Below are 22,180 nucleotides of genomic sequence, written 5' to 3' on the forward strand. Positions count from 1 at the left end.
AAAAAGTCCTGGGCCTGCTGCGCAGTCCGGCGGGAGCAAGCTCCCTCGCCACGGATGTGTTCCAGGCTTTCTGAGTTGCAAACAGAACCAATGTGGGAGCGGGCTTGCTCGCGAATGCGGTTCACCATTCAACATCTATGCAAGCTGATCCAACGCTTTCGCGAGCAAGCTCGCTCCCACAGGAGTTCGCGTGATCCTATTGGATATCTTCCGGCTTGACGATCACCCAGTTCTTGTCCGCCGTCACCGGCAGCCCTTCCTTGGCCTGGGCGGCGGCGTGCTTGGCCATCATGCCGTTGATCTGGGTCATGTATTTGTCCTTGCGGTTGACCCACAGGTGGATGCCGCCCTTGGCCACGTCCACATCGTGGAACAGCATGTAGCCGTCGCTGCTTGGCGTGTCGCCGCCGACGAGCACCGGTTTTTTCCATTCGTCGATGTAGGTCAGGATCGCCGCATGCTTGCCCGCCATCCAGGTCGCCGGGGTCCACAGGTAGGGCGTGTATTCCAGGTCCAGGTTGGCCTTCTCGTCATACTTGCCGGCGGTGATCTGCTTGCGGGCGGTGGTCAGCTCGCCGCTCTTGCGGTCCTTGAGCAGCGTGGTCACGCCGATGACGTTCTGGGGCTTGAGGTTGTAGCCATACTTCGGATCGGCGGCGACCATGCGCACCAGCTCCTCGGAAGCGGCGGTCATGACATACACCTCGATGCCATTTTCCATCAGCTTGTTGTACAGCTCGGCCTGGCCGGTGAAGACTTTTGGCGGATTGACGTTGTAGTTGACCACCTTGTCGCCATCGTAATACGTAGTCGGTACCGGCTTGCCGGAAGCCATCAACTCGTCGACGTAGCCCTTGAGCTCCTTGAGGGTAAAGCCTGAAAACACCTGGGCCACCCACGGGTAGCAGACCATGTCGTCCACTTCGCACAGGCGATAGTAGTAACTGAACAGGCTTTCCTTGTGATCCGCCGTGTCCTTGAACGGCATCAGCTTCAAGGACGGGTCCAGGGTCTCGCGGGTGATGAGGCCTTTGTTCTCCATGAACGGCAGCAACGATTCCTCAAGGTCGTAGCGGTAACTGGTGTTGTCCATGTCGAACACCGCGAAGTTACCTTTGTTGGCGTTGGCCGCGATCATCGCGTCCAGGGCCTTGGCCTGCTCTGCCGGCCAGTGCTTGAGTTCGGTAGCGAGGGCCTGGCCGGCCAGGCCCAGGCTCAAGGCGACAGCGAGAAAACGAGGTGCGAGCTTCATCGGCATTTCTCCCAGGTTTGAAGAACCCGACGCTAACAAATGCCTGTGACAGATATCGCCTGCCCGCGACCGCTTGCGTCTTGATCGCGTCAGCGACATGTCCGTAAACGCCACAGCCTTATTCCATAAACGACAATCTACATGCCTTTTTAATATTAATTCATTAGTTATCAGGCTGTTAGGCTTCCCGGTTCGCAGTCGCGGCTTCAGGCGACTGGCACAAGTCTTATCGGAGTCTTTTGATGAATCTGCCGCTGATCCTCAATCTGCTGGTGTTTCTCGCCCTGCTGTTCGGCCTGGCGCAAACCCGCCATGGCAGCTGGAGCCTGGCGAAAAAAGTGCTGTTGGCGCTGGTGCTGGGCGTTGTGTTCGGTATTGCCCTGCACACGATCTACGGTGCCGGTAACCCGGTGCTCAAGGCGTCCATCGGCTGGTTCGACCTGGTGGGCAACGGTTACGTGCAGTTGCTGCAAATGATCGTCATCCCGTTGGTTTTCGCCTCGATCCTCAGCGCCGTGGCCCGCCTGCATAACGCCTCGTCCCTGGGCAAGATCAGCTTTCTGACCATCGGCACGCTGCTGTTCACCACCGCTATCGCCGCGCTGATCGGCATCGGTCTGACCAACCTGTTCGGCCTCACCGCCGAGGGTCTGGTGGCCGGCACCCAGGAACTGGCGCGCCTGCAAGTGATCCAGAGCGACTACGCCGGCAAGGTCGCCGACCTGAACATCCCACAGTTGCTGCTCTCGTTCATTCCGCAAAATCCCTTCGCCGACCTGGCCCGGGCCAAGCCAACCTCGATCATCAGCGTGGTGATCTTTGCGGCCTTCCTCGGTGTCGCGGCCTTGCAGTTGCTCAAGGATGACGTGGAAAAAGGTCAGAAAGTGATCAACGCCATCGACACTCTGCAAAGCTGGGTGACGCGCCTGGTGCGCCTGGTGATGAAGCTGACCCCCTACGGCGTGCTGGCGCTGATGACCAAAGTGGTGGCCGGTTCCAACCTGCAGGACATCATCAAGCTCGGCAGTTTCGTGGTGGTGTCGTACCTGGGGCTGGGCCTGATGTTCGTGGTCCACGGCCTGCTGGTGTCCGCCGCCGGGATCAATCCGCTGCGGTTCTTCCGCAAGATCTGGCCGGTGCTGACCTTCGCCTTCACCAGCCGCTCCAGCGCCGCGACCATTCCGCTGAGCATCGAAGCCCAGACCAGCCGCCTCGGCATCCCGCGGGCCATTGCCAGCTTCAGCGCTTCGTTCGGCGCCACCATCGGCCAGAACGGTTGCGCCGGTCTTTATCCGGCGATGCTGGCGGTGATGGTCGCGCCGACGGTGGGCATCAATCCGTTGGATCCGCTATGGATCGCGACGCTGGTGGCGATTGTGACCTTGAGTTCGGCCGGGGTGGCCGGCGTCGGGGGCGGCGCGACGTTTGCCGCGTTGATCGTACTGCCGGCCATGGGCTTGCCGGTCTCGCTGGTGGCACTGCTGATTTCCGTCGAGCCATTGATCGACATGGGCCGCACGGCGTTGAACGTCAGCGGCTCGATCACCGCCGGGGCGATTACCAGCCAGGTGATGCAGCAGACTGACAAGGCGTTGCTGGAAGCCGAGGAGCATGGGGAGCTGGCACACGCCTGACCGGCGGTGCCTGTTAGATCGCCTTCGCGAGCAAGCCCGCTCCCACAGTTAACCGGGTTTTGTCAGGAAGAACTCGGTCGGCTGTGGGAGCGGGCTTGCTCGCGAAGCTCTTGCTGTTAAAGCTTTTCCCACACCTCAAAACTGTACGCCGGCTTATCCCCTTCGGCCGGATTGGGCTGGTTCGACACCAACGCCCACTGGCTTGCATCAAATTCCGGAAACCAAGCGTCCCCCACCGGGCTCAGCGCCACGCGGGTCAGGTACAACCGATCCGCCTGCTCGAGTGCCTGGGCATACAGCTGGGCACCGCCGATCAGCATCAGCTCATCGACGCCCTGGGCCAGCGCCCACGCCTCGGCCCTCTCGACGGCAGCCTCCAGCGAGGAGAAGACTTCCGCGCCCTCCAGCAGCAGGCCAGGCTGGCGACTGACCACGATGTTCAAGCGCCCGGGCAACGGACGACCGAGGGAATCCCAGGTCTTGCGCCCCATGATGATCGGTTTGCCCAGGGTCGTGGCCTTGAAGTATTTGAAATCCCCCGGCAGGTGCCAGGGCATGCTGTTGTCGATGCCGATCACTCGGTTTTCACCGAGGGCTGCGATCAAGCTTAAAGGGAGAGTTTTTTTCATGACGGCGAGGATACCAGAGCCCCGGCGTACCCCGACAGGCGCCACAGCGGTTATCCTCAACGCTCATTTGCAACGGAAGCGCCCGTGACTGGACCCCTGACTGAACTGCAAAGCCTCTGGCTGACCGAGACGATCCGCCTGCGTGAAGAGCACGCCGGCCCATTGGAAGACCAGGAAGCCAATCGCCTGGCCCGTGCGGCGGGCGGCGATTTATCCGGCCGTATCCGCCAGCGCGCCCTGCACCTGGCCGAGCGCGACGGCTTGACCCAGGCCTTGCGCCATTGGCTGCAAGGGGCGCGCCTGGCGCTGCTGGTATTGGCGGCGCTCGCCATCGTCAGCGGTGCCGGCCTGGGGTTCGCCGCGCTGGGCGACGGACAGGCACCGGTCAATGTGTTCTGGGCCCTGGGCAGTCTGCTCGGGTTGAATCTGATCCTGCTGATTGGCTGGGCGCTTGGCCTGGTATTCGCCGCAGAGCAAGGCGCCACGCTGGGGCGTCTATGGCTGTGGCTCAGCGAAAAACTAGCCCGGGACGCCAAGGCCGCCCAACTGGCGCCGGCATTGTTGCTGTTGCTGCAACGCCACAAGCTCAATCGCTGGACCCTCGGCGCGCTGGTCAACGGCTTGTGGTTGCTGGCGATGCTCAGTGCACTGGCCATCGTCCTGATGCTGATGGCGACCCGGCGCTATGGCTTTGTCTGGGAGACCACCATTCTCGGCGGCGAGACCTTCGTCGCCGTGACCCGGACTTTGGGCGCGTTGCCGGCGCTGCTGGGGTTCAGCGTGCCGAGCGTGGACATGATCCGCGCCAGCGGCGACGGCGCCCTCAATCTCGAAAGCGCGCGCCAGGCCTGGGCCGCCTGGCTGGTCGGGGTGTTGCTGGTCTACGGCGTGTTGCCGCGCCTGTGCCTGGCGCTGCTGTGCCTGTGGCGCTGGCGACGTGGCCGGGCACTGCTGCGCCTGGACCTGAACCTGCCGGGCTACGCTCAACTGCGCGAGCGCCTGATGCCCAGCAGTGAGCGCCTGGGCGTCAACGACGCCGCACCTGCGCAGGTGCATCAGGTCGAACCGACAATCGGTGCGCTACAGAGTGACGGCGCGCTGTTGGTCGCCATCGAGCTGGATGACCGCCCCTGGCCGCCGAAACTGCCGGACACGGTGAAGAACGCCGGTATCCTCGACAGCCGCGAGTCCCGCAACAGGCTCCTGGAGCAACTGTCACGCTTCCCTCCCGCGCGGCTGGCGATTGCCTGCGACCCACGGCGCTCGCCGGACCGCGGCAGCCTAGCGTTGATCGCCGAGCTGGCCCGCAGCGCCAGCGCCACCCGCGTCTGGCTGTTGCAGGCACCGCCCGGCGAAGCGCTGGACGCCGAGCGCCTGGGAGATTGGCACACGGCGCTGCAACAGCTGCAACTGCCCTTCGCCGATTGCGCGCCGTTGAACTGGTTGGAGAGCGGCCATGACTGATCCAATCAAGCCGCTCAAGTTGGCCGTGGTCGGCCATACCAATGTCGGCAAGACCTCGCTGCTGCGCACGCTGACCCGTGACGTCGGCTTCGGCGAGGTCTCCCATCGGCCGAGCACCACGCGCCACGTCGAAGGTGCGCGTTTATCGGTGGACGGCGAAGCGCTGCTGGAGCTGTACGACACGCCGGGCCTGGAAGATGCCATCGCCCTGCTCGATTACCTGGAACGCCTGGAGCGCCCCGGCGAGCGCCTCGACGGCCCGGCGCGCCTGGCCCGCTTCCTTGAGGGCAGCGAGGCCCGGCAGCGTTTCGAGCAGGAAGCCAAAGTGCTGCGCCAGCTGCTCGCCAGCGATGCCGGGTTGTATGTCATCGATGCCCGGGAACCGGTGCTGGCCAAATATCGCGATGAATTGGAAGTGCTCGCCAGTTGTGGCAAGCCGCTGCTGCCGGTGCTGAATTTCGTCAGCAGTGCCAACCACCGCGAGCCGGCCTGGCGCGAAGCATTGGCACGACTGGGGTTGCACGCCCTGGTGCGCTTCGACAGCGTAGCCCCGCCCGAGGACGGCGAGCGCCGCTTGTATGAAAGCCTCGCGCTATTGCTTGAAAGCGCCCGGGGACAACTGGAGCGGCTGGTCGCCGATCAGCAGGCCCAACGCCTGGCCCGCCAGCAGAGCGCGGCACGATTGATCGCCGAATTGCTGATCGATTGCGCCGCCTGCCGCCGCAGCGTCGCAAGCACCCCGGAACTGGAACGCCAGGCCATCAGCGAACTGCGCAGCGCCGTGCGTCAGCGTGAACAGCGTTGCGTCGAGGCCTTGCTCAAGCTGTTCGCCTTCCGGGCCCAGGACGCGGCGGCCAGCGATCTGCCGTTGCTCGACGGGCGTTGGGGCGATGACCTGTTCAACCCCGAGACGCTCAAGCAACTGGGAGTACGCGTCGGTGGCGGGATCGCGGCGGGCGCTGCGGCCGGTGCCGGCGTAGATCTGCTGGTGGGTGGCCTGACCCTCGGTGCCGCCGCGCTGGCCGGCGCCATCGCCGGCGGCGCCGTGCAAACTGCCCGCAGCTACGGCAATCGGCTGCTGGGCAAGCTCAAGGGCCAGCGGGAACTGACCGTGGACGACAACGTACTGCGCCTGTTGGCCCTGCGCCAACGGCAACTGCTGCAAGCCCTCAACCAGCGCGGCCATGCGGCGCTGGACAGCATTCGCATCGCCACCCCCCAGGACAAGAGCTGGCGCGAAGGCAAGCTGCCTGAAGCCCTGACCAAGGCCCGGGCCTATCCGCAGTGGTCGTCGCTCAATCCCCAGCCACGGTTGAGCCAGGCCGAGCGGCAGGAGCAGATTGAGCAATTGGCCGGGCAGCTTTGACACCAGATCCGGGGAAGCGGCTTGCCCTTGTGGCGAGGGAGCTTGCTCCCGCTCGGCTGCACAGCAGCCGCAAAACCACTGCACGCGGTGTATCTGATGAAACGCGGTGACTCGTTTGGGGTTGCTTCGCAGCCCAGCGGGAGCAAGCTCCCTCGCCACAAAACGCTGTTCGACCAAAATTATTCGTTAAATCAAGGCCTTCAGCGCCGCCGCGGCTTGCGGCAGCTGCAACTCGCTGAACACCTCCACGCCATGGCGCTTGAGCAACGCAGCGGTGACGCCTTCGCCACCGACTTTCACGCCAGCAAACGTTCCGTCATAGGTCAGCAGGTTGCCGCAGGACGGGCTGTTGGCCTTGAGCACGGCGATCCGAATGCCATGTTCGCGAACCTGATCCAGCGCCTGGCGAGCGCCGGATAAAAACTGCGCGCTGACGTCTTCACCGTCAGTGGTGATCACCGCCACCTCGCCGTCGAGCACGCGGCCCCCCTGTCCACCGACAATCTCTGCCGCCGCGCGCGGCGTCGGCAAGCCGCCGGCGACTTCCGGGCACAGCGGCACGACCCGGCCTTCGTCGAGCCATTGCTGCAACTGATCGAACGGCCCGCTGGCGCCACCGTCGTAGCGCACGCGATGTCCAAGCAGGCAGCGACTGACCAGGATCTTTTCCATGCTCAGAACAACTCGTTGCCGCGGCGCCGGAACCAGCCGGTCAAAGACAGGCGGTCGCGGGTAGCCGGCAGGACTTCATGGGGGATGTCCCCCGACAGGAATACCACCAGGCACCCCCCCGTGGGCACTACGTCATGTTCGGCGCCGTCCAGGTACATGCGCAATTGACCGCCCTGTTCCGGCAGCCAATCGTCGTTGAGGTACAGCACCGCCGACACCATGCGCCGGTCGTCGTCACGAAAGCGATCGACATGCTTGAGGTAGAACGCACCGGGCGGGTACTGGGCGAAGTGGCTCTCGAAGTCTTCCAGGCCCAGGAACAACCCCCGGTTCATCGCCTCGCGCAAGCTGTCCATCAGGCCCAGGTAGCTGTCACAGGCTTGCGCCTGGCCGGGCTCGATCCACTGGATACGATCGCCACGAATGCCCTCACGGATTTCCGAGAACGGCCCGCGCCCGACCGCTGCCGGCGCCAGTTCGCCTTCGGCGGCACGCTGGCGACACTCGGCCGCCAGGGCGCGGGTCAAGGCGTCCGGCAAGAAGAGGTTCTGCTGCGACCAGCCGCGCTCGGCGAGGTCGTCCACGATACGTAACAGCAGCGGGTCATCGGAAGGTATTTGCATGGCGCGCATAGTAAGCCTGTGCCCGCAAAACCGACAGCGCCGCGCAGCGGGTTCGGCGCGCCAGATAGCACTGGCGTACGAACTTGATACGAATTCTCGACAAGACCCCACACCCCACGGAGAATAGTCGGCTGCTGACAGGAGTCCCTATGCGCCGTTTGCTTTTCTCACTGTTGATGTTCTGCGTTTTGCCCGCCTGGGCAGACAGCTACGACCAGTTGTACAAGGTCGCCGGCTGGCCGGAACAGCGCGCGCATTTCAACGATGCCTTGAGCGCCGCCCAGCAGCGCTATCAAAACAGCCTGCCGCCCGCCGTATTTCAGGCATTGGTAAATAACAGCAATCAACGCTTCGCGCCCCAGGCCATGGACCAGCGGGCCGAGGCGCAATTGCGCAAGAACCTCCGTAACCCGAGCCCGGCCCTGGACTTTTTCCAATCGCCCCTGGGTCGCAAGGTAGTGGCGGCCGAGCTGCTGGCGACTCGTCGCGATCAACTGGCGAAGAACGCCAAGGGCCTGCCGAAGATGCCCGCCAGCGATAACCGCCTGTTGATCATCGGCCACCTGGCCCAGGCCCTGCCCGCCCGAGAGGCCGGCGCCGAGGTCAGCCTGGCGATTGCCGGCGTGGCGGCTGACAGCCTGAGTTCGATGATCCCCGGCCTGCTGGGTGGCGGCCAGGCCCAAGGCATGCTGAACGGACAGCGCCAGCGACTGATGGAACAGATCGGCGCCGACCTGAACAACACCCTGCTGTACGTCTACCGCGACCTGACGGACACCGAGCTGGAAGAGTTCGCCACCTTCGCCGAATCGGCCGAGGGCCAGGCTTACTATCAAGCGGCCCTGGCAGCGATTCGGGCGGGGTTGGCGGTGGGGCAGAACCTGGGGCAATAAGGTAGCTCTTCAGCGACTGCCAAACCGCATTCGCGAGCAAGCCCGCTCCCACATGGGACTGGCGGCGACCTCGGAATTTGATTCACTGAAGATCCTGTGAGAGCGGGCTTGCTCGCGAAAGCAATCGACCAGTCAACCCCGGATCCGACTCATCCGCTTGCTCAAGAACCCAAACATCTCCTGACGCAACGCCAGCGCTTCGTTCGCCAGGTGATGCCGGCCCTCAGGCAACATCAAGACCTGTGGCCGGTCGAACTTGCTGCGCAAGACGTCCAGGTTGTGTCTCCAATCCACCGTCATGTCCGCCTGCCCTTGCACGATCAATGGCTGGCGCGGGCTGTTCGGGGCGGCTTCGATACGCTTGATCCATTGCGCCAGCGCCCCGACCCACGCGGTGGGCAGGCGCAACGGTTGCAACGGGTCGGCTTGCAAGAACGGCAGGAAACCGGGGTCGGTGGAGTTTTCACTGAAACGCCGGGCAATGCCGCTCACGAAAGGCTTGAGCAGGTAGTAGCTCAGGCGCGACCAGCCCCACGCCCGCGGACGCACCAAGGGCGATAACAGAATGACCTGGCCTTGGGCCGGGCTCTGCGCGCCGTGGTTCAACACATGATCGACCACGATCGCCCCGCCGGTGCTTTGCCCGCAGAGGTGCCAGGGTTGCGGCAACTCCAGCGCCGCGGCCTCGGCCAGCAAGCCCTGCAACGTAGCCTGGTACTCGGCAAAGTCGCCGATGCTCGCACGCTCGCCACTGGACAGACCGTGGCCTGGCAGGTCGCACGCGATCACCGCGAATTTCTGCGCAAGGCCCCACTCGATCAGGTGTCGGTAAAGCCCCATGTGGTCGTAATAGCCGTGGAAGACAAATAAGGTCGCCACGGCCTTCTGTGGCCACCAGACCTGAGCGACCAGCTCGTAGCCCTCGACCTCGAAGCCCCCCAGGCCGGTGCGCACCTGATACCCGGGAAAGTCCAACCCATAGAACCGCTGGTAAGCCTGCGCCTGCTCCGATAACGGTTGCCAGCGCACCAACGGTTGCAGGCTGGCACGCAGGTGGTCGGGGTCGAAAGTGGCAGGCATCGGTATTTCCAGGCAAAAGCGCATCGCGCGAAACGGAGTTTGTCAGCCTGCTGATATTCATCTGTCGCGCCAGCCATGGCAAGCTACTCGCCCCCAGAGGATCGACCCCATGCGCCCGTCCCACCGCACGACCTTGCTTGCCAGCCTGCTCGCCCTCGGGTGCGCCGTGGTGTTGTGGGTGGCCTATGACTGGTTCCAGGGGCGTTTCCTGCGGGCTTTCAGCCAACACACGGCGGTATTTTCCGGCGATCCCTTGCGCCTACCCGTGGAGCTCGCCGGCCCGGGCGCGATCCGCCTGGTGCATTTCTGGGATCCGGCGTGCCCGTGCAACGTCGGCAACCAGCAGCATCTTTCCGAACTGGTGGATAAATACGTACCGCAAGGCGTCGAGTTTTATGCGGTACAAAAGACCGGCAGCCAAGGTCGGTTACCCGACACGCTGAGCCGACTCAAGCCCCTTGCTGCGCTGCCCGGGTCGGACCGGATCCCCGCCAGCCCGGCCGTGGCAATCTGGGATCGCAGCGGTCAACTGGCGTACTTTGGCCCCTATAGTGAAGGCCTGACTTGCAACTCGAACAACAGCTTTATCGAGCCGATCCTTGAAGCGCTTAATGTCGGTCGCAAAGTTAATGCCGCTAACACACTGGCCGTCGGCTGTTATTGTCCCTGGTCAACTCCCAAGTGACTAAGCTGAACTACGAAACGTATTTCCAGAATACTTTTGTGTAGAACTAAACCAATCGAACATTTGTTTAATAGTAGAGCGTTTGCTCCAAACAAGCGCTTGTGCTGAACCGTTTGTCGGATCCAATTTTCCGAAACCCGTCCAAGATGACCCATTTTTTGGCCAAATCCCCCTGCCAAACGGGTTGCGGACGGGTGTTCCAGCTTTTCGACCGCTGAGCTGAAACGATTAACATCTGCGCTGGGAGCATGAACTTTTTTTTAATCGGTTCTCTAAACCTCCGTAGCAAACAGAACGTTGGTCTCAAGTCGGTCATGCCGCGGTGCGGGCAAGTTCCACGCGCCTTTGATCTTTAAATTTGTCGACCTCCTAACAAAACAAGAATGGAATCGTCAGTGATGCAAAAGATGCTTTGCGCTGCACTTTCCACTACCCATAAAGAGGATGTTCTCAACCTTGAGGCGTTCGCCCAAAGTGTCGCGCCACTCATGGTCGACGTGCTGTTGCGCGGCGAAACCGGCACTGGCAAAGACACGCTGGCGGAGAAGATCCACCGCATGTCCGGTCGTTCCGGCAAGTTCGTCGCCATCAACTGCGCGGCCATTCCCGAGAGCCTGGCAGAGAGTCAGCTTTTCGGTGCCAACACCGGTGCGTTTACCGGTGTCAGCCAAAGCCGCGCCGGGTTCGTCGAGGCCGCGCATAACGGAACGCTGTACCTGGACGAGGTCGACAGCATGCCCTTGGCGTTGCAAGCCAAGCTGCTGCGCGTCCTGGAGTCCAGGACCGTCCAGCGGCTGGGCTCGACCCAGAGCATTGCGGTGAACATGCGGGTGATCGCCTCCGCCCAGTGCCCTTTGGGGGAGATGGTCGAACGGGGCGAGTTTCGCCGGGACCTGTACTTCCGGCTGAATATCGTCAGCCTCAAGTTGCCGCCCCTGCGCAGCCGCAAAGAGCGCATCGTGCCGCTGTTCCAGTCACTGGTACGCCGGGAGGCCAAGGCCCTGGACCGGCCCTACATCGCCCCGTCGCCAGAGCTGCTGTGCCAGCTGATCAGCTACGCCTGGCCCGGGAACATCCGCGAATTGCAGTCCGCCGCCAAGCGCTACGTGCTGGGCCTGCCACCGCTCCCCGCCACCGAACAATCGGAGCGCTGCAACACCACGCTCAAACTGAAGGAACAACTGCAGCAGTTCGAGAAGGTGCTCATCGAGGACTGCATGCGTCGCCACCATCGTCATATCGACAAGGTCATCGCCGAGCTGGGCATCGCCCGGCGCACGCTCTACTACCGGATGAAGTGCCTGGAAATATCGATGAGTTGAGTGCCCGGCGTGGAACCGTTTCCACCTCTGCCGCCACCTAACCCTCGAGACACTCACAAGCGTCTCGCCATTCCACAATCCGGAGATACGACTATGAGTTTTGGTGGAGCTTCCCTTGCGGCTTCCATGGCGGCCATGCAGCAGATGGACGCTACCTCGGCCGCGATGACGACCATGAAATCCCAATTCGATCAAAAGAAACTGGTCGCCGACACCATGAACGCCATCTCGGCAGAGTCCATGGACAGTGCCACCAAGGCCATTACGGCCATGGGGGAGGCGTCCAAGAACATACGATTCTGACCCTCGCTTCAAGCCCCGCCGCGGCGGGGTCTCCCCAAGCGCGAAGAGATCAGACCCATGCCCATCGATCGGCTGAACGGCCTTCGTCCTCCCGTGGACCTTGCACATGACGACCCCACCCAGCGTCGCACTCCGCTTTCCCGGGGCCTGGCAGACGTGGTGATCGAGCACCTGACGCAGCATGCGGGCAGCGGTCGGTTGAAGGAATCGCTCGTGCGATGGGGCGGTGAACACGACTCGGCAGGCGGACGGTCGCCCTTCGGTTGGCAACCCTCGCAGCAGGGGACGGCCGCAGAAGCGGAAAACCCGCTGAACCTGGTGCTGGCGGACATCTTGGAAGAGATCAACGGCGGCACCGGCCAGAACCTGGAGGTCGACATCGACGACGCCTATTGCGATGAGGACCTGTTCGGCGACCTGGCGCAGATGTTCGCCCATCGCCGGCCACCCATCGGCGACAACGACGTCGGCAGCCAGAATGATTTCGGCAGCGCGAACAACCCCTTCTGCGGTGCGTTGTTCGGCGCCTGGGAGACCGACGGCACGCTTGACCGGCACAACGCGAGCCTGCGCCTGTTACTCAGGCTTATCGCAATCCTGGGCCGGCGCAAACTGCTGACGCTGCTGGACATCGACGACAGCGCAGGCCAGGCGCGCTACGAGCCGGATGACCAGGACCTGCTGTTCGAGATCGCCAGCTTCATGGATCAACACCCGCTGCGCTATCCGCCGCCCGCCACCCACGACGGCGAAGCGTGGACATGGACCGACCGCATCGCCCTTGGCACGCCGCTGGAGGCCCGTGAGACCCGGCTGTTCCAACTGGCGTTGGAACAACTGGACCTGGCGCTGGCTCGCCTCGCGGGCCAGTACCCGGTCGTGCGCCGGCGAGCCAGGCGCGGCCGCGAGGAAGTCGAATTTCACCTGAGCGTCACCGGCAGTGCCCGCAACGTCCTGAGGCTGATGTGCGCCTGAAGGCATCCGCCCTTTTTGATTCGTCCTTATCGATTGGAGAAGCCCATGGAAATACAAGCCATCGACGCCAGCCAACTGGCCTCCTCCCCAGCCAAAACGAGCGCGAGACCGCAGGCCGGCGCCGAGACCAGCGACGTCAGCTGGTTCAACGCGCAGATGCGGGAGAAGCCGCCGGCGCCAGATAACCAGAATAACGTCGCGGCACGCATCATCGATTCGTTGTCGAGCCGCTCGGGCGAACTGCAGCGACTGGACGAGCGCGCCAACCGGGACATGCTCAAGGCCATCCGTACCGCCGACCCGCAGGACATGCTGCAGTCGAATCGGTCATTGTCGTCGTTCCACCTGGAAAGCCTGATGACCGCGAAACTGGTCAGCAAAGGCTCCCAGGCGATCGAGAAGCTCACTAACCTCCAGTAAAGGAAATGCCGGCCATGTTCATGCGCGCATGCTCAACGCTGTTACTGTGCCTGCTGCTCACGGCCTGCGAGGAGCGGTCGGCGCTGCACAGCCGGCTCTCCGAGCAGGATGCCAACGAAGTGATCGCGGAGCTGGCGGACAAAAACATCGAGGCGAGCAAGCAAGTCGACAAGGACGGCATGACCGTCCTGGTCGAGCCCGCCGACATGAACAGCGCCGTCCATGTGCTCGAAGCCGCCGGCCTGCCTCGGCGCTCTCGTTCCAGCCTGGGGGATATCTTCCGCAAGGAGGGAGTCATTTCCACGCCGCTGGAAGAGCGGGCCCGCTACATCTACGCATTGTCCCAGGAGCTCGAATCGACCCTGTCGCAGATCGACGGCGTGGTGCTCGCCCGGGTCCACGTGGTGCTGCCAGAACGGGTCGCACCCGGTGAACCGGTGCAGCCGGCGTCGGCCTCGGTGTTCATCAAGCACACCGGGGCGCTGGACCCCGACAGCATCACGCCACGGGTACGCAACCTGATCGCCAGCGGGATCCCTGGCATGGCCGACGCGGCCCACAATGCGAGCAAGCTGTCGGTGGTGTTCGTGCCCACCGTGCCGTATCAAGAACGGCGCAAGATGGCGCACTTCGGACCGTTCGTCATGCAGGCCGAGGAAGTCGCCTACTGGCGGACGGTCACCGTGGTGGCAGGCGTCACCTTGCTGGGCATCGTGCTGGGCGCCGGCTACGGTCTTTACCGGTTGTGGCGCAGGGGTGCCTTGACGCTGCCGCGCTTGCTCGAACAGAAGCTCGCCCGGCCGAGCGCAGCCGATGCACCCACGGGCAGCACGGCGGCCACGCTGTTCGCAGTCAAGACAGCGGGCGCCGGGCCCCATGACAAAGGGTCCGCCGCATGAGCGCCGCGCTGGAGTGGGTTCACTGGTGGCACCACGCCTGGCGCCAGGCAGGCCCCGAATGGCAGCCACCCGGCCTTGAACGGCTGACCGCGCCACACCTCGACGCCCTCGCCCGCGGACACCACGCCGCGCTGGCGAGGCGCTTCGGCATGACGCCCTGCACACCGCCAAGGCCGAACCCGGCGGTGCAGGCACTGCTTTGCGCGCCGGCCGCGCTGGCCCTGGCCTGTGAACTGGTGGCGGCCACCTGTTCACCGCTGACGGCAGCGCCGACGTTGTCGGCACAGGACCGCGCCTGGTGCGAGCGCACGGCCAAGGCATTGCGCCCCGGGCACTGGCTCGAACCGGAGCAGGACCCGCTCGCGCTGCTGCGGGCCTGGCTCGGCGAACCGACCTGGCAACGCGCCCGCCTGGCGTTCCCTCGCACAAGAGTCCTGGCCGTCGAGCGCAGCGCGAAGTCTCAACCGCCAGCGGCCAGGCTCGACACGCTCTGGCAGTCCGCCTGCTGGAAAGCCGGGCAAACCCTGGCGATGCCCGCCCCTACCGCCAACGACACGGAGATGCACGATGCTCGCCCGGCGCTCGCTTGAACTACGCCCCGAAGGCCAGGGCTTGCTGCAAGCCTATATCGCTCGCGAAACCCTGGTCGATTGCGCCCGTGCGCAACGCGTCATTGAACATGCCCGGGACCAGGCCGCGCAGTTGCTCGAACAAGCCAACGAAGAGGCCGAGGCAAAGGTGCTCGAGGCGCAGGCTCGATTCTGGGACAAGGCCGACGCCCTGCTCGCCACGTGGGAAGCGCAGCGCCAGGCGATGTGGGAACAGATCGAAGCCAGCGCCGCCCGCCTGGTCAACGAGGCCTTGCAAACGCTTCTGGACGAGGTGCCCGAACCGGCACGCATCGACGCGCTCGTGCGCCAGCTGGCCTCCCGGCAGCGTGATCCAGTCAGTGCCACCCTACGCTGTCATCCCGAAGACGTGGCAAGCCTGACCCGCAGCCTCCGCAGCGCTGACCGACAGCCCTGGACGCCGGTGGCAGATAGCGCCATGGACCGCCACCAAGTGAAGCTGGAGACCCCTGGCGGCACGTTCCAGCTCGACTGGCCCAGCGCCTCGCAAGCGCTATGGCTGCCAGAGCCGCAATCATAAATCCGGGCCCCCGCCGCTTTTTCTCTTCTCCTGGCGGAACCACCCAGGGCGTATTCACCACTCACCGGGTGAACACGCCCAAGCCCGGAGGAACCGTTTATGTCTTCTATCGATGCTTTGCAGCGCCGCCTCGACACCTACTTCCAACGCGCCACCGACAACGTCAACAACGCGGCGATGAACGCTGCACAGAGCCAGTCCCTCGACGACATGCACACCTTCCTCACCAGCATGAATGGCATGTCGGTCGCGGTGACGGCGGCCACCCAACAGACCACGGCCCACCACAACCTCGCCAAGGCGATCATTGATGCAATGCCATGAGCTGCGCGCACAGCTCATCCGTTGGAGTGCCGGCGGCGACGAACCGACGCATTTCACCCTGGTCATCGACGACGGCGACGTCACCTTCGACAAACTCGAAGGCGCGCTGCTGCTGTCGGTCGAGCTGCCCGCAGGCGCGTCCAATGAAGCGGCCCTGGAGGCTGTGCTCCGGCTGGCACACCCGAGCCTTTCGCGATTTCCCGGGGCACTGGCGCGCTCTCCCGACGACGCCCGGTTATGGCTGGTTGCGCAGTTGGCCGCGAACGGGCACGTCGACGACCTGATCGAGCTGCTCGAAGCACTGCTCAACCAGCGCGACACCTGGCAATCGATCCTTCAAAAATCCCCACGTGGTGCGGCGCCAGTGGCGCGACGGCCCTCGCACGCTCATTTCCTCGGAACAGGACTCCGCCATGCCTAACCAGTGGTTTATGCCGTACCGCTTGATGACCGAAGGCAACGCTCGTCTTCGCCAGTTGATCGCGCAACGCCGGGCAACCTCGCTGGTCGCCCTGGTGCTGGCCGGCACGCTTGGCCTGGCAGCACCGACACTGGCGGCCGTGCCCACCGATTGGAAGAACACCCCCTATGCCTATGACGCCCAGGCCACGCCGCTGACCAAGGTACTCGACGATTTCGCCAATACCTTCGGCGTGCAGTTGGTAATCGACGGCACCGTCAAGGGCACCGTGGAAGGCCGGATGCGTGCTGAAAGCCCTCAGGCGTTCCTCGACCGGCTCGGGTTGGAGAATCGCTTCCAGTGGTTCGTGTACGGCACCACCTTGTATGTCAGTCCGTTGCAGAACCAACGCTCCAAGCGCCTGGAAGTGTCCGCCGATGCGGTGCCGGACATGAAACAGGCGCTGACCGATATCGGCCTGCTGGACCCGCGTTTCGGCTGGGGTGAGTTGCCCGACGAAGGCGTGGTGCTGATCACCGGTCCCGAGCGCTACGTGCGCCTGGTGACGCAGTTTGCCAAGGCGCGCAAGACCCCCGAGGAAAAGCAGGAAGTCATCAGCTTCCCGCTGCGCTACGCCACTGCGGCCGACCGCAACATTAAATACCGCGGCGACACCCTGGTCATCCCCGGGGTCGCCAGCATCCTGCGGGGCCTGCTGGAAAACCGTGGCTCAACCTCGGGCGCCGCGCCAACGGCCCTGCCACAAGCTTCTTTCCAGAACATGCAGGCCAATCAATCGATGGCCATGGGCAATATCGAGCAGTTGGCCTTCAACGGCATGGGCCGCCCGAACACCACCCGCGTGCAGCCCGGCGAGAGCAGCGGGGGAAGCCGCGGCAAGATCCGCGTCGAGGCCGACGTGCGCAACAACGCCGTGCTCATCTACGACGCGCCCAAGCGACGGGAAATCTATACCCCGCTGATCCGCGACGTGGATGTGCCGCGCAAGCTGGTGGAAATCGACGCGATCATCCTCGACATCGACCGGACCCAACTGGCCGAGCTGGCCTCCAACTGGAACGTCGAGAGCGGCGACCTGATCGGCGGCGCCTCGATGCTGCGCCCCGGAGCCAGTTCGACGGTATTCATCCAGGACTACGGCGACTTTTCTGCGCAGCTGCGGGCGCTGGAGGGCCGAGGCCTGGCCTCGGTGGTCGCCAACCCTTCGGTACTGACCCTGGAGAACCAGCCGGCGGTCATCGACTTCAGCCGTACCGAATACCTCTCGGCCATCGGCGAGCGCGTGGCCAACATCGAACCCATCACCGCCGGCACCAGCCTGCAAGTGGTGCCGCACGCCATCGAGACCGGCGGGCACAAGCAGATCCAGATGTCCCTGGACATCGAAGACGGACGCATCGAACCCTCCGAGGTGGGCCAGCAAACACCCAGCGTGCGACGCGGGATCGTCAGCACCCAGGCAGTCATGAGTGAAAGCCGCTCGTTGGTGGTGGGTGGTTTCCACACCGAGGAAACCGGCGATAACCTGGAACGGGTGCCGTGGCTGGGGCGCATCCCGCTGCTGGGGCCGCTCCTGTTCTCCTCGACCACCCGCGAGACCAATCGCCGGGAGCGGGTGTTCATCCTCACGCCACGCCTGATCGGCGACCAGGTCGACCCGGCCCGCTATATCTCGACCCTCGACCGCGAACAGGTGGACAGCGCCATGGCCCGCCTGGAAGAGCGGCGCAACGGCAAACGCCCGGTTGGTCGCCTGGAGGTCAGCGACGTACTCGCCCGACTGGCCGACGGCAACATTCCGGCTACGTTCAAACAGGCCGATTCGATTCCCTATTCCCCCGAGACGCTGTGCGCCTTGCAGCCTGGATTGACCCTGGATGCCGCGCGCGCCCAGTGGTTCGCCGGCCCCGACTACGGCATCGCCGTGGGCGTGGTGCGCAACGATAGCCAGCGGCGGTTGCGCTTCGATGAAGCGAGCTGCGGCAGTCGCTGGACCCTGGCGGCGTCCGCCTGGCCGAAGGTGTGGCTCGAGCCCGGCGAGGAAACCGAAGTGTTCGTGGTCATGAACCAGCCCGCTCGCGTGCCGGGCGGCGAGCGCCCCTCCCTTCTGCAAACCACCGCGAGGATGACCCCATGAGTCGCACACCGTTGCTGCTCGCCGTACTCCTGAGCCTGCCGGTATTCGCCGGCTGCGCCAGCCGCTCGGGCTGCCAGGCCGGTTCCTGTGAACGGGCCGAGCCCGACCACGCACGCATCGTCGTCTGGTGGTCGCCCGGCATGCGCGGCGGCCTCGGCTCCCCTGAACACCCTCTCGACCACAGCGTCGTCCCCCTGGAGAACTGAATCGGCATGTCTTTCTCGGTGCACAGCGCAAGCACTCGCCAAGCCTTTCAAAAGAACATCATCGCCGGCATTGCGACGTATTGGGAAATTGCCCCCGGCATCGAGTTCGGCTTGAGACGCGAGCCTCACAGCGTGGGGCTGGCGCTACAGGTACAAAGCCAGGTGCTGCGTGCCAACCAGATCCAGCAGGCACTCGAACGGCGCTTCGCCAACCCGTTGGAATACGCTCAGCTATTCGTGTTCCTCGACCCACAGCGTGCGCTCGTGGTGTGGCAGGCGCTGCCGGACTCATCGCTTACCCCTGAACTGCTCGACCAGATCCAGTCCCGACAGCTGTCGCTGCTGGGCCTGGAAGACCTCGACGACCGTCCAGCCACTTACTGAGGTTCACCATGACCGCCGCACCGCTCGCCCAACGTTTGATCTCGGCCCTGGCCGACCATCTGCACGCGGACTTGCAACTGGAGCAAGGGGTGTGCGCGCTCTACGACAAGAGCAACCGCGAAGCGGTGGTCATCGAGTTGCCCGAGCACAGCGACATGGCCATTCTCCATTGCGCGATCGAGGTGACGGCCCACGCCCCGGGCCTGCACAAGCGTCTTCTGGAGCTCAACTTTCGCCTGGACCTGCTCGGCGGCAGCTGGCTGGCCCTGGACGACAAGGCCTGTGTTCGCCTGTGCGCCCACAGCGCGTTGTCGGCCCTCGACGAGACGCGGTTCTGTCATTGGGTGGTGGGGTTCGTCGCCCAGGTCAACGAAGTGCGCCCGCGCATCCTCGACCTGGCAAAACCTGGCGAGCCACGTCCGGCGACCCTCGCCATGAGCCGCACCCGCCTGAGTTGACCTGAGTTGAACTGCCCCATCGAGCCCCACCGGACATACCCGGCGGGGCTGTTGGCAGCGCCGAGCCTCAACGCAGCTTCATCGCTTCGCCACCTTCCTGCATGACCTTCCTGGCGCTGTCCAGGAAGCCCTTGGTGACCTCCGTCACCGTATCGCTCATCAGCTTGGTCATGTCCGCTGCGCTCTTGACTTGCAGCATCGCCGCCTGGCGCTCCTCCATACCCATCTGAAGCTCGAACTGACGTTCCATCAACTGGCGCTGACGGGACTCCATATCACGCAAGAGCGACTGCTCGGAGGCGGGTGCCGCTGGCGGCGGGGTCGGTGCGTCCGTTTCGGCGGATGGCCGTGACTCGGGGGCGTGGGATCGGGAGCGGGTCGAGCGGTTTTCCTCCCGCGTGCGGGTTCGGCCGCGCTGATGCAACGTCGGTGGCGACGAGGACGAACGCCCACGCGCCTGCAAGCTCTGGCTGGTGCGGCGCTGTTGTGCCTCGAGGGGCTGCTGGCTCAACGAGGGCGAGCTGGACAACGGGGCGCTGTCGACTCCGTGCAGGGCACCTGTGCGCCCGATGGGGCTTGGATCATTGGGCATGGGAGATTCTCCAAAGGGTTCATCACGGACGATTGGCAGCTCATGTCGGCAAGCCGGCATCGCCCGGACGAATCCGGCTCATCCCCTGAGTGGCAGACGCGCGTGCATCGGTTCCCTTGCCCGGCCTCAGCGCAGGTTCAACTCCGGAATCTCGATCACCTCGTCCTTGGCCTCATCGTCCAGTTCCCGCAGGACCCGGTAAATGTGCGCCACCGCCTGGAGCGTCTCGCGGGGAATGAAACCGCCGACGTCTTCGCGGTAAATCGTGCGCGCCAGCCAGATGCACTGGATGACCGGGATCCGCGCCGCCTTGGCCCGTTCGATCAACGCACGCGCCTCGGCGTCGACGCCTTTGACGATCAACTGCGGCAGTGCCGTTTCCTCGGGCCGATAACGCAGCGCGACGGCAAAGTGAGTGGGGTTGACCACCAGCATGTCGGCGTCTTCCACCGGTTTGGTTTCCTTCTCGGCGGACTGCCCGGCCAACTGCCGGGCCAGGTTGCGGCGGTGCATCTTGACGTGCGGGTCGCCCTCCATCTCCTTGAACTCCTTGCGCACCTCTTCCTCGCTCATGCGCAGGCGCTTGGCAAAAAAGTACTTCTGCAGGCCGAAGTCGATGATCGCCAGCACCAGCAACACCCCCAGGCACGTGTGCATGATGTGCCGGAACAGACTGGCCAACCCGCGCCAGTAGGTTTGCAGATCGCTGTTGACCAGGCTGATCAACGCCCCGAGCGCAGGCATTGTGACCAGGTACAGCACGGCCGCGATGAACACCGCCTTGACCAGTCCCATGAACAGGTTGATCAGCGCTTGCCCGGAAAACATTTGCTGGGCCTGGTTCATCGGGTTCAGGCGATTCGGGTCAGGCTTCAGGGCCTCGGGGGAGAACAGGAAACCGAACTGTATCCAACCGGCCACTAGTCGCGTGGCGATCGCCAAGCCCACGGTCATCAGGGTGAAACTGAGCAACACGCTGGCGGCATGGGCCAGGGTTTCCTCGAAGGCTCGCGTGAAGTCGACATCCAGCCGATGCAGCGGGAAGGCCACCAGGTCTTGCAGCGTCTGCATGCTGTCGTCGGCCAGCGTCAACGCCACCTCGGTGACGGCCGCGAGCACCAACAGGCTGCTGAGGTCCTGGCTCTGGCCGACCTGGCCTTTGTTGCGGGCGTCGCGGATCTTCTTCGGCGTCGCGCTCTTGGTCTTTTCGCCACTGTCTTCACTCATCGGCCAGTTCCCTCAGGGCGCCTGCAACAACAGGTCAAGCAGATGCCGGATTTCCCCGTAACGCACGAGACGACCGGTCATCGCATCCCAAAGCGTGGGCAGGTAGAACAGCAAAAAGCCCAGGCCGATCAGGCTCTTGGCCGGCATGGCAAGGATGAACACCTGCAATTGCGGACTGTACAGGCTGAGCAGCGCCAGGCTGAACTCCACCAGCAACAGCAAGCCAATGAACGGCGCCGCGTAGAGCAGCATGTGCATGAACATCTCGGCGAGCAGCCCGAGGAACACACCAAAGCCATCGGCCCCGGGCAACGGGAACCAGGCCGTGGGCGACCAGACCAGGTAGCTGTCCCAGATCACCTGGGTCAGGGTGCCGATGCCCAGTGTGGCGACCAGCAACAGGATGATCATCTCCTTGAACAGGTGGCCCAAGGGCGTGGTGTCGGTGCCCAGCGCCGGGTTCAACTGTCCGCCGATGAGCGCGCCACGCTGGTTGTCCAGCAAGGCCCCCACCGACTCGTACAGCCAGAACGGCATCGCCAGCAGCACCCCCAGCAAAAAGCCCAATATCAGTTCCTTGATCATCAAGCCGCCCAGGGACAGCCAGTTGACCTGGGCGTCGATCAGGGCCTGGCGAATGCCCGGGGCCGGCAACATGCTCAGGGCAAACACGATGGCATGGCGTGGCAGGCCGCGCAGGTGCTGGAAACAGAACACCGGCACCAGGTAGGCGACCGGGTAGATGCGCGCCATGCCGAGCGCCACCGACAGCAGCAGGTCGAAATAGGGCAGGAACGCCGAGGCCGCCATCAGGTGTTGGCCATCATTTCAAAGGCCCGGCGCAGCAGTCCCAGCAGTTCCCCACCGACCCAGCGCCCGGTCACCAGCAGGGTCAGCCCGACCGCCACCAGCTTGATGCCGAACGGCAGCGTCTGGTCCTGGATCTGCATCAAGGCCTGCACCAGCGAGGTCAGTACCCCCACCAGCACCGCCACGATCAACGGCGGCGCGGAGAGCAGGACCACCAGCAACATGCCTTCCTTGAACAGCGTCATCGCGTCCATC

Annotated in this window: 27 protein-coding genes; 18 read left to right on the forward strand and 9 right to left on the reverse strand. The window is 64.1% G+C overall.

What is annotated here, in order from left to right:
- Nucleotides 1-196: 196 nt before the first annotated feature.
- Nucleotides 197-1,252, reverse strand: a complete 1,056-nt coding sequence (locus RGM2987_RS14310) for a haloacid dehalogenase-like hydrolase (RefSeq protein WP_245142194.1) — start codon at nucleotides 1,250-1,252, stop codon at nucleotides 197-199.
- A gap of 242 nt (nucleotides 1,253-1,494) precedes the next feature.
- Here RGM2987_RS14310 and RGM2987_RS14315 point away from each other — a divergent pair, with 242 nt between their 5' ends.
- A complete protein-coding gene (locus RGM2987_RS14315; RefSeq protein WP_245142198.1) occupies nucleotides 1,495-2,886 on the forward strand; it encodes an L-cystine transporter in 1,392 nt (463 codons plus the stop codon).
- 116 nt (nucleotides 2,887-3,002) lie between these two features.
- On the opposite strand, the gene RGM2987_RS14320 is transcribed toward RGM2987_RS14315, so the two are convergent.
- Complete coding sequence (locus RGM2987_RS14320; protein WP_245142201.1) at nucleotides 3,003-3,515, reverse strand: dihydrofolate reductase; 513 nt, start codon at nucleotides 3,513-3,515, stop codon at nucleotides 3,003-3,005.
- Between the two features lie 96 nt (nucleotides 3,516-3,611).
- Between RGM2987_RS14320 and RGM2987_RS14325 the strand changes: the two genes are divergently transcribed.
- Together RGM2987_RS14325 and RGM2987_RS14330 are read left to right on the forward strand one after the other, a co-directional pair.
- Nucleotides 3,612-4,979: a DUF2868 domain-containing protein gene (locus RGM2987_RS14325; RefSeq protein ID WP_245142330.1), complete on the forward strand. Its 1,368-nt coding sequence runs from the start codon at nucleotides 3,612-3,614 to the stop codon at nucleotides 4,977-4,979.
- Nucleotides 4,972-6,345 carry a GTPase/DUF3482 domain-containing protein gene (locus tag RGM2987_RS14330; RefSeq protein WP_245142204.1) on the forward strand — a complete coding sequence of 458 codons (1,374 nt, stop codon included), beginning with the start codon at nucleotides 4,972-4,974 and terminating at the stop codon, nucleotides 6,343-6,345. Before RGM2987_RS14325 ends, RGM2987_RS14330 begins: the two co-directional genes overlap by 8 nt.
- A 186-nt stretch (nucleotides 6,346-6,531) precedes the next feature.
- Here RGM2987_RS14330 and RGM2987_RS14335 read toward each other — a convergent pair whose 3' ends face one another.
- Together RGM2987_RS14335 and RGM2987_RS14340 are read right to left on the reverse strand one after the other, a co-directional pair.
- On the reverse strand, nucleotides 6,532-7,017 hold the full coding sequence (locus RGM2987_RS14335; RefSeq protein ID WP_245142207.1) for a DUF523 domain-containing protein: 486 nt from the start codon (nucleotides 7,015-7,017) through the stop codon (nucleotides 6,532-6,534).
- A gap of 2 nt (nucleotides 7,018-7,019) precedes the next feature.
- Nucleotides 7,020-7,649 carry a 2OG-Fe(II) oxygenase gene (locus RGM2987_RS14340; protein ID WP_245142209.1) on the reverse strand — a complete coding sequence of 210 codons (630 nt, stop codon included), beginning with the start codon at nucleotides 7,647-7,649 and terminating at the stop codon, nucleotides 7,020-7,022.
- Nucleotides 7,650-7,789: 140 nt separating this feature from the next.
- Between RGM2987_RS14340 and RGM2987_RS14345 the strand changes: the two genes are divergently transcribed.
- Nucleotides 7,790-8,533 (forward strand): DUF2059 domain-containing protein, encoded by a 744-nt coding sequence (locus tag RGM2987_RS14345; RefSeq protein WP_245142212.1) that lies wholly within the window; start codon nucleotides 7,790-7,792, stop codon nucleotides 8,531-8,533.
- 132 nt (nucleotides 8,534-8,665) lie between these two features.
- Here RGM2987_RS14345 and RGM2987_RS14350 read toward each other — a convergent pair whose 3' ends face one another.
- Nucleotides 8,666-9,613: an alpha/beta fold hydrolase gene (locus RGM2987_RS14350; RefSeq protein WP_245142215.1), complete on the reverse strand. Its 948-nt coding sequence runs from the start codon at nucleotides 9,611-9,613 to the stop codon at nucleotides 8,666-8,668.
- A gap of 109 nt (nucleotides 9,614-9,722) precedes the next feature.
- On the opposite strand from RGM2987_RS14350, the gene RGM2987_RS14355 reads away from it, so the two are divergent.
- From RGM2987_RS14355 to RGM2987_RS14420, 14 genes are all read left to right on the forward strand, one after another.
- Complete coding sequence (locus RGM2987_RS14355) at nucleotides 9,723-10,298, forward strand: DUF6436 domain-containing protein (RefSeq protein WP_245142217.1); 576 nt, start codon at nucleotides 9,723-9,725, stop codon at nucleotides 10,296-10,298.
- Between the two features lie 398 nt (nucleotides 10,299-10,696).
- The gene (locus tag RGM2987_RS14360; RefSeq protein ID WP_245142221.1) at nucleotides 10,697-11,620 is read left to right on the forward strand and encodes a sigma-54 dependent transcriptional regulator; all 924 of its coding nucleotides are present in this window, start codon (nucleotides 10,697-10,699) and stop codon (nucleotides 11,618-11,620) included.
- 9 nt (nucleotides 11,621-11,629) lie between these two features.
- The gene (locus tag RGM2987_RS14365) at nucleotides 11,630-11,923 is read left to right on the forward strand and encodes a hypothetical protein (protein WP_348529638.1); all 294 of its coding nucleotides are present in this window, start codon (nucleotides 11,630-11,632) and stop codon (nucleotides 11,921-11,923) included.
- 93 nt (nucleotides 11,924-12,016) lie between these two features.
- Complete coding sequence (locus RGM2987_RS14370; RefSeq protein ID WP_245142223.1) at nucleotides 12,017-12,898, forward strand: type III secretion protein; 882 nt, start codon at nucleotides 12,017-12,019, stop codon at nucleotides 12,896-12,898.
- Between the two features lie 45 nt (nucleotides 12,899-12,943).
- Nucleotides 12,944-13,318 carry a type III secretion system inner rod subunit SctI gene (gene sctI / locus RGM2987_RS14375; RefSeq protein WP_245142225.1) on the forward strand — a complete coding sequence of 125 codons (375 nt, stop codon included), beginning with the start codon at nucleotides 12,944-12,946 and terminating at the stop codon, nucleotides 13,316-13,318.
- A 14-nt stretch (nucleotides 13,319-13,332) separates the two neighbouring features.
- On the forward strand, nucleotides 13,333-14,217 hold the full coding sequence (sctJ, locus tag RGM2987_RS14380) for a type III secretion inner membrane ring lipoprotein SctJ (protein WP_245142227.1): 885 nt from the start codon (nucleotides 13,333-13,335) through the stop codon (nucleotides 14,215-14,217).
- A 149-nt stretch (nucleotides 14,218-14,366) separates the two neighbouring features.
- Complete coding sequence (locus RGM2987_RS14385; protein WP_245142230.1) at nucleotides 14,367-14,807, forward strand: type III secretion protein; 441 nt, start codon at nucleotides 14,367-14,369, stop codon at nucleotides 14,805-14,807.
- Nucleotides 14,785-15,366, forward strand: a complete 582-nt coding sequence (gene sctL, locus RGM2987_RS14390) for a type III secretion system stator protein SctL (RefSeq protein ID WP_245142233.1) — start codon at nucleotides 14,785-14,787, stop codon at nucleotides 15,364-15,366. Before RGM2987_RS14385 ends, sctL begins: the two co-directional genes overlap by 23 nt.
- A 99-nt stretch (nucleotides 15,367-15,465) precedes the next feature.
- Nucleotides 15,466-15,690 (forward strand): type III secretion protein, encoded by a 225-nt coding sequence (locus tag RGM2987_RS14395; RefSeq protein ID WP_042731296.1) that lies wholly within the window; start codon nucleotides 15,466-15,468, stop codon nucleotides 15,688-15,690.
- Complete coding sequence (locus RGM2987_RS14400) at nucleotides 15,677-16,111, forward strand: type III secretion system chaperone (RefSeq protein WP_245142235.1); 435 nt, start codon at nucleotides 15,677-15,679, stop codon at nucleotides 16,109-16,111. Before RGM2987_RS14395 ends, RGM2987_RS14400 begins: the two co-directional genes overlap by 14 nt.
- Nucleotides 16,104-18,248 (forward strand): type III secretion system outer membrane ring subunit SctC, encoded by a 2,145-nt coding sequence (sctC, locus tag RGM2987_RS14405; RefSeq protein ID WP_245142237.1) that lies wholly within the window; start codon nucleotides 16,104-16,106, stop codon nucleotides 18,246-18,248. The genes RGM2987_RS14400 and sctC overlap by 8 nt, the downstream gene beginning before the upstream one ends.
- Nucleotides 18,245-18,454: an HrpT family type III secretion system protein gene (gene hrpT / locus RGM2987_RS14410; protein WP_245142239.1), complete on the forward strand. Its 210-nt coding sequence runs from the start codon at nucleotides 18,245-18,247 to the stop codon at nucleotides 18,452-18,454. Before sctC ends, hrpT begins: the two co-directional genes overlap by 4 nt.
- Nucleotides 18,455-18,460: 6 nt before the next feature.
- The gene (locus tag RGM2987_RS14415; RefSeq protein ID WP_245142241.1) at nucleotides 18,461-18,838 is read left to right on the forward strand and encodes a hypothetical protein; all 378 of its coding nucleotides are present in this window, start codon (nucleotides 18,461-18,463) and stop codon (nucleotides 18,836-18,838) included.
- Between the two features lie 8 nt (nucleotides 18,839-18,846).
- On the forward strand, nucleotides 18,847-19,296 hold the full coding sequence (locus tag RGM2987_RS14420) for a type III secretion system chaperone (RefSeq protein ID WP_245142244.1): 450 nt from the start codon (nucleotides 18,847-18,849) through the stop codon (nucleotides 19,294-19,296).
- A gap of 67 nt (nucleotides 19,297-19,363) precedes the next feature.
- On the opposite strand, the gene RGM2987_RS14425 is transcribed toward RGM2987_RS14420, so the two are convergent.
- The 4 genes from RGM2987_RS14425 to sctS all read right to left on the reverse strand — a co-directional run bounded on the left by RGM2987_RS14425 (nucleotide 19,364) and on the right by sctS (nucleotide 22,179).
- On the reverse strand, nucleotides 19,364-19,888 hold the full coding sequence (locus RGM2987_RS14425; RefSeq protein ID WP_245142246.1) for a type III effector: 525 nt from the start codon (nucleotides 19,886-19,888) through the stop codon (nucleotides 19,364-19,366).
- Between the two features lie 126 nt (nucleotides 19,889-20,014).
- Nucleotides 20,015-21,115, reverse strand: coding sequence for a type III secretion system export apparatus subunit SctU (gene sctU / locus RGM2987_RS14430; RefSeq protein ID WP_245142249.1), 1,101 nt, complete (start codon nucleotides 21,113-21,115; stop codon nucleotides 20,015-20,017).
- 12 nt (nucleotides 21,116-21,127) lie between these two features.
- Nucleotides 21,128-21,925: a type III secretion system export apparatus subunit SctT gene (sctT, locus tag RGM2987_RS14435; RefSeq protein WP_245142251.1), complete on the reverse strand. Its 798-nt coding sequence runs from the start codon at nucleotides 21,923-21,925 to the stop codon at nucleotides 21,128-21,130.
- The gene (gene sctS, locus RGM2987_RS14440) at nucleotides 21,925-22,179 is read right to left on the reverse strand and encodes a type III secretion system export apparatus subunit SctS (RefSeq protein ID WP_029613975.1); all 255 of its coding nucleotides are present in this window, start codon (nucleotides 22,177-22,179) and stop codon (nucleotides 21,925-21,927) included. Before sctS ends, sctT begins: the two co-directional genes overlap by 1 nt.
- Nucleotide 22,180: the final 1 nt, after the last annotated feature.

The sequence above is a fragment of the Pseudomonas sp. RGM2987 genome, assembly GCF_022952855.1.
Classification (GTDB): domain Bacteria; phylum Pseudomonadota; class Gammaproteobacteria; order Pseudomonadales; family Pseudomonadaceae; genus Aquipseudomonas.

Excerpts from the sequence above, each read along its gene's own strand:
- RGM2987_RS14310 (WP_245142194.1), bottom strand. The coding sequence starts at position 1,252 with ATGAAGCTCGCACCTCGTTTTCTCGCTGTCGCCTTGAGCCTGGGCCTG.
- RGM2987_RS14315 (WP_245142198.1), top strand. The coding sequence starts at position 1,495 with ATGAATCTGCCGCTGATCCTCAATCTGCTGGTGTTTCTCGCCCTGCTG.
- RGM2987_RS14320 (WP_245142201.1), bottom strand. The coding sequence starts at position 3,515 with ATGAAAAAAACTCTCCCTTTAAGCTTGATCGCAGCCCTCGGTGAAAAC.
- RGM2987_RS14330 (WP_245142204.1), top strand. The coding sequence starts at position 4,972 with ATGACTGATCCAATCAAGCCGCTCAAGTTGGCCGTGGTCGGCCATACC.
- RGM2987_RS14335 (WP_245142207.1), bottom strand. The coding sequence starts at position 7,017 with ATGGAAAAGATCCTGGTCAGTCGCTGCCTGCTTGGACATCGCGTGCGC.
- RGM2987_RS14340 (WP_245142209.1), bottom strand. The coding sequence starts at position 7,649 with ATGCGCGCCATGCAAATACCTTCCGATGACCCGCTGCTGTTACGTATC.
- RGM2987_RS14345 (WP_245142212.1), top strand. The coding sequence starts at position 7,790 with ATGCGCCGTTTGCTTTTCTCACTGTTGATGTTCTGCGTTTTGCCCGCC.
- RGM2987_RS14350 (WP_245142215.1), bottom strand. The coding sequence starts at position 9,613 with ATGCCTGCCACTTTCGACCCCGACCACCTGCGTGCCAGCCTGCAACCG.
- RGM2987_RS14355 (WP_245142217.1), top strand. The coding sequence starts at position 9,723 with ATGCGCCCGTCCCACCGCACGACCTTGCTTGCCAGCCTGCTCGCCCTC.
- RGM2987_RS14360 (WP_245142221.1), top strand. The coding sequence starts at position 10,697 with ATGCAAAAGATGCTTTGCGCTGCACTTTCCACTACCCATAAAGAGGAT.
- sctI (WP_245142225.1), top strand. The coding sequence starts at position 12,944 with ATGGAAATACAAGCCATCGACGCCAGCCAACTGGCCTCCTCCCCAGCC.
- sctJ (WP_245142227.1), top strand. The coding sequence starts at position 13,333 with ATGTTCATGCGCGCATGCTCAACGCTGTTACTGTGCCTGCTGCTCACG.
- RGM2987_RS14385 (WP_245142230.1), top strand. The coding sequence starts at position 14,367 with ATGACGCCCTGCACACCGCCAAGGCCGAACCCGGCGGTGCAGGCACTG.
- sctL (WP_245142233.1), top strand. The coding sequence starts at position 14,785 with ATGCTCGCCCGGCGCTCGCTTGAACTACGCCCCGAAGGCCAGGGCTTG.
- RGM2987_RS14395 (WP_042731296.1), top strand. The coding sequence starts at position 15,466 with ATGTCTTCTATCGATGCTTTGCAGCGCCGCCTCGACACCTACTTCCAA.
- RGM2987_RS14400 (WP_245142235.1), top strand. The coding sequence starts at position 15,677 with ATGCAATGCCATGAGCTGCGCGCACAGCTCATCCGTTGGAGTGCCGGC.
- sctC (WP_245142237.1), top strand. The coding sequence starts at position 16,104 with ATGCCTAACCAGTGGTTTATGCCGTACCGCTTGATGACCGAAGGCAAC.
- hrpT (WP_245142239.1), top strand. The coding sequence starts at position 18,245 with ATGAGTCGCACACCGTTGCTGCTCGCCGTACTCCTGAGCCTGCCGGTA.
- RGM2987_RS14415 (WP_245142241.1), top strand. The coding sequence starts at position 18,461 with ATGTCTTTCTCGGTGCACAGCGCAAGCACTCGCCAAGCCTTTCAAAAG.
- RGM2987_RS14420 (WP_245142244.1), top strand. The coding sequence starts at position 18,847 with ATGACCGCCGCACCGCTCGCCCAACGTTTGATCTCGGCCCTGGCCGAC.
- RGM2987_RS14425 (WP_245142246.1), bottom strand. The coding sequence starts at position 19,888 with ATGCCCAATGATCCAAGCCCCATCGGGCGCACAGGTGCCCTGCACGGA.
- sctU (WP_245142249.1), bottom strand. The coding sequence starts at position 21,115 with ATGAGTGAAGACAGTGGCGAAAAGACCAAGAGCGCGACGCCGAAGAAG.
- sctT (WP_245142251.1), bottom strand. The coding sequence starts at position 21,925 with ATGGCGGCCTCGGCGTTCCTGCCCTATTTCGACCTGCTGCTGTCGGTG.
- sctS (WP_029613975.1), bottom strand. The coding sequence starts at position 22,179 with ATGGACGCGATGACGCTGTTCAAGGAAGGCATGTTGCTGGTGGTCCTG.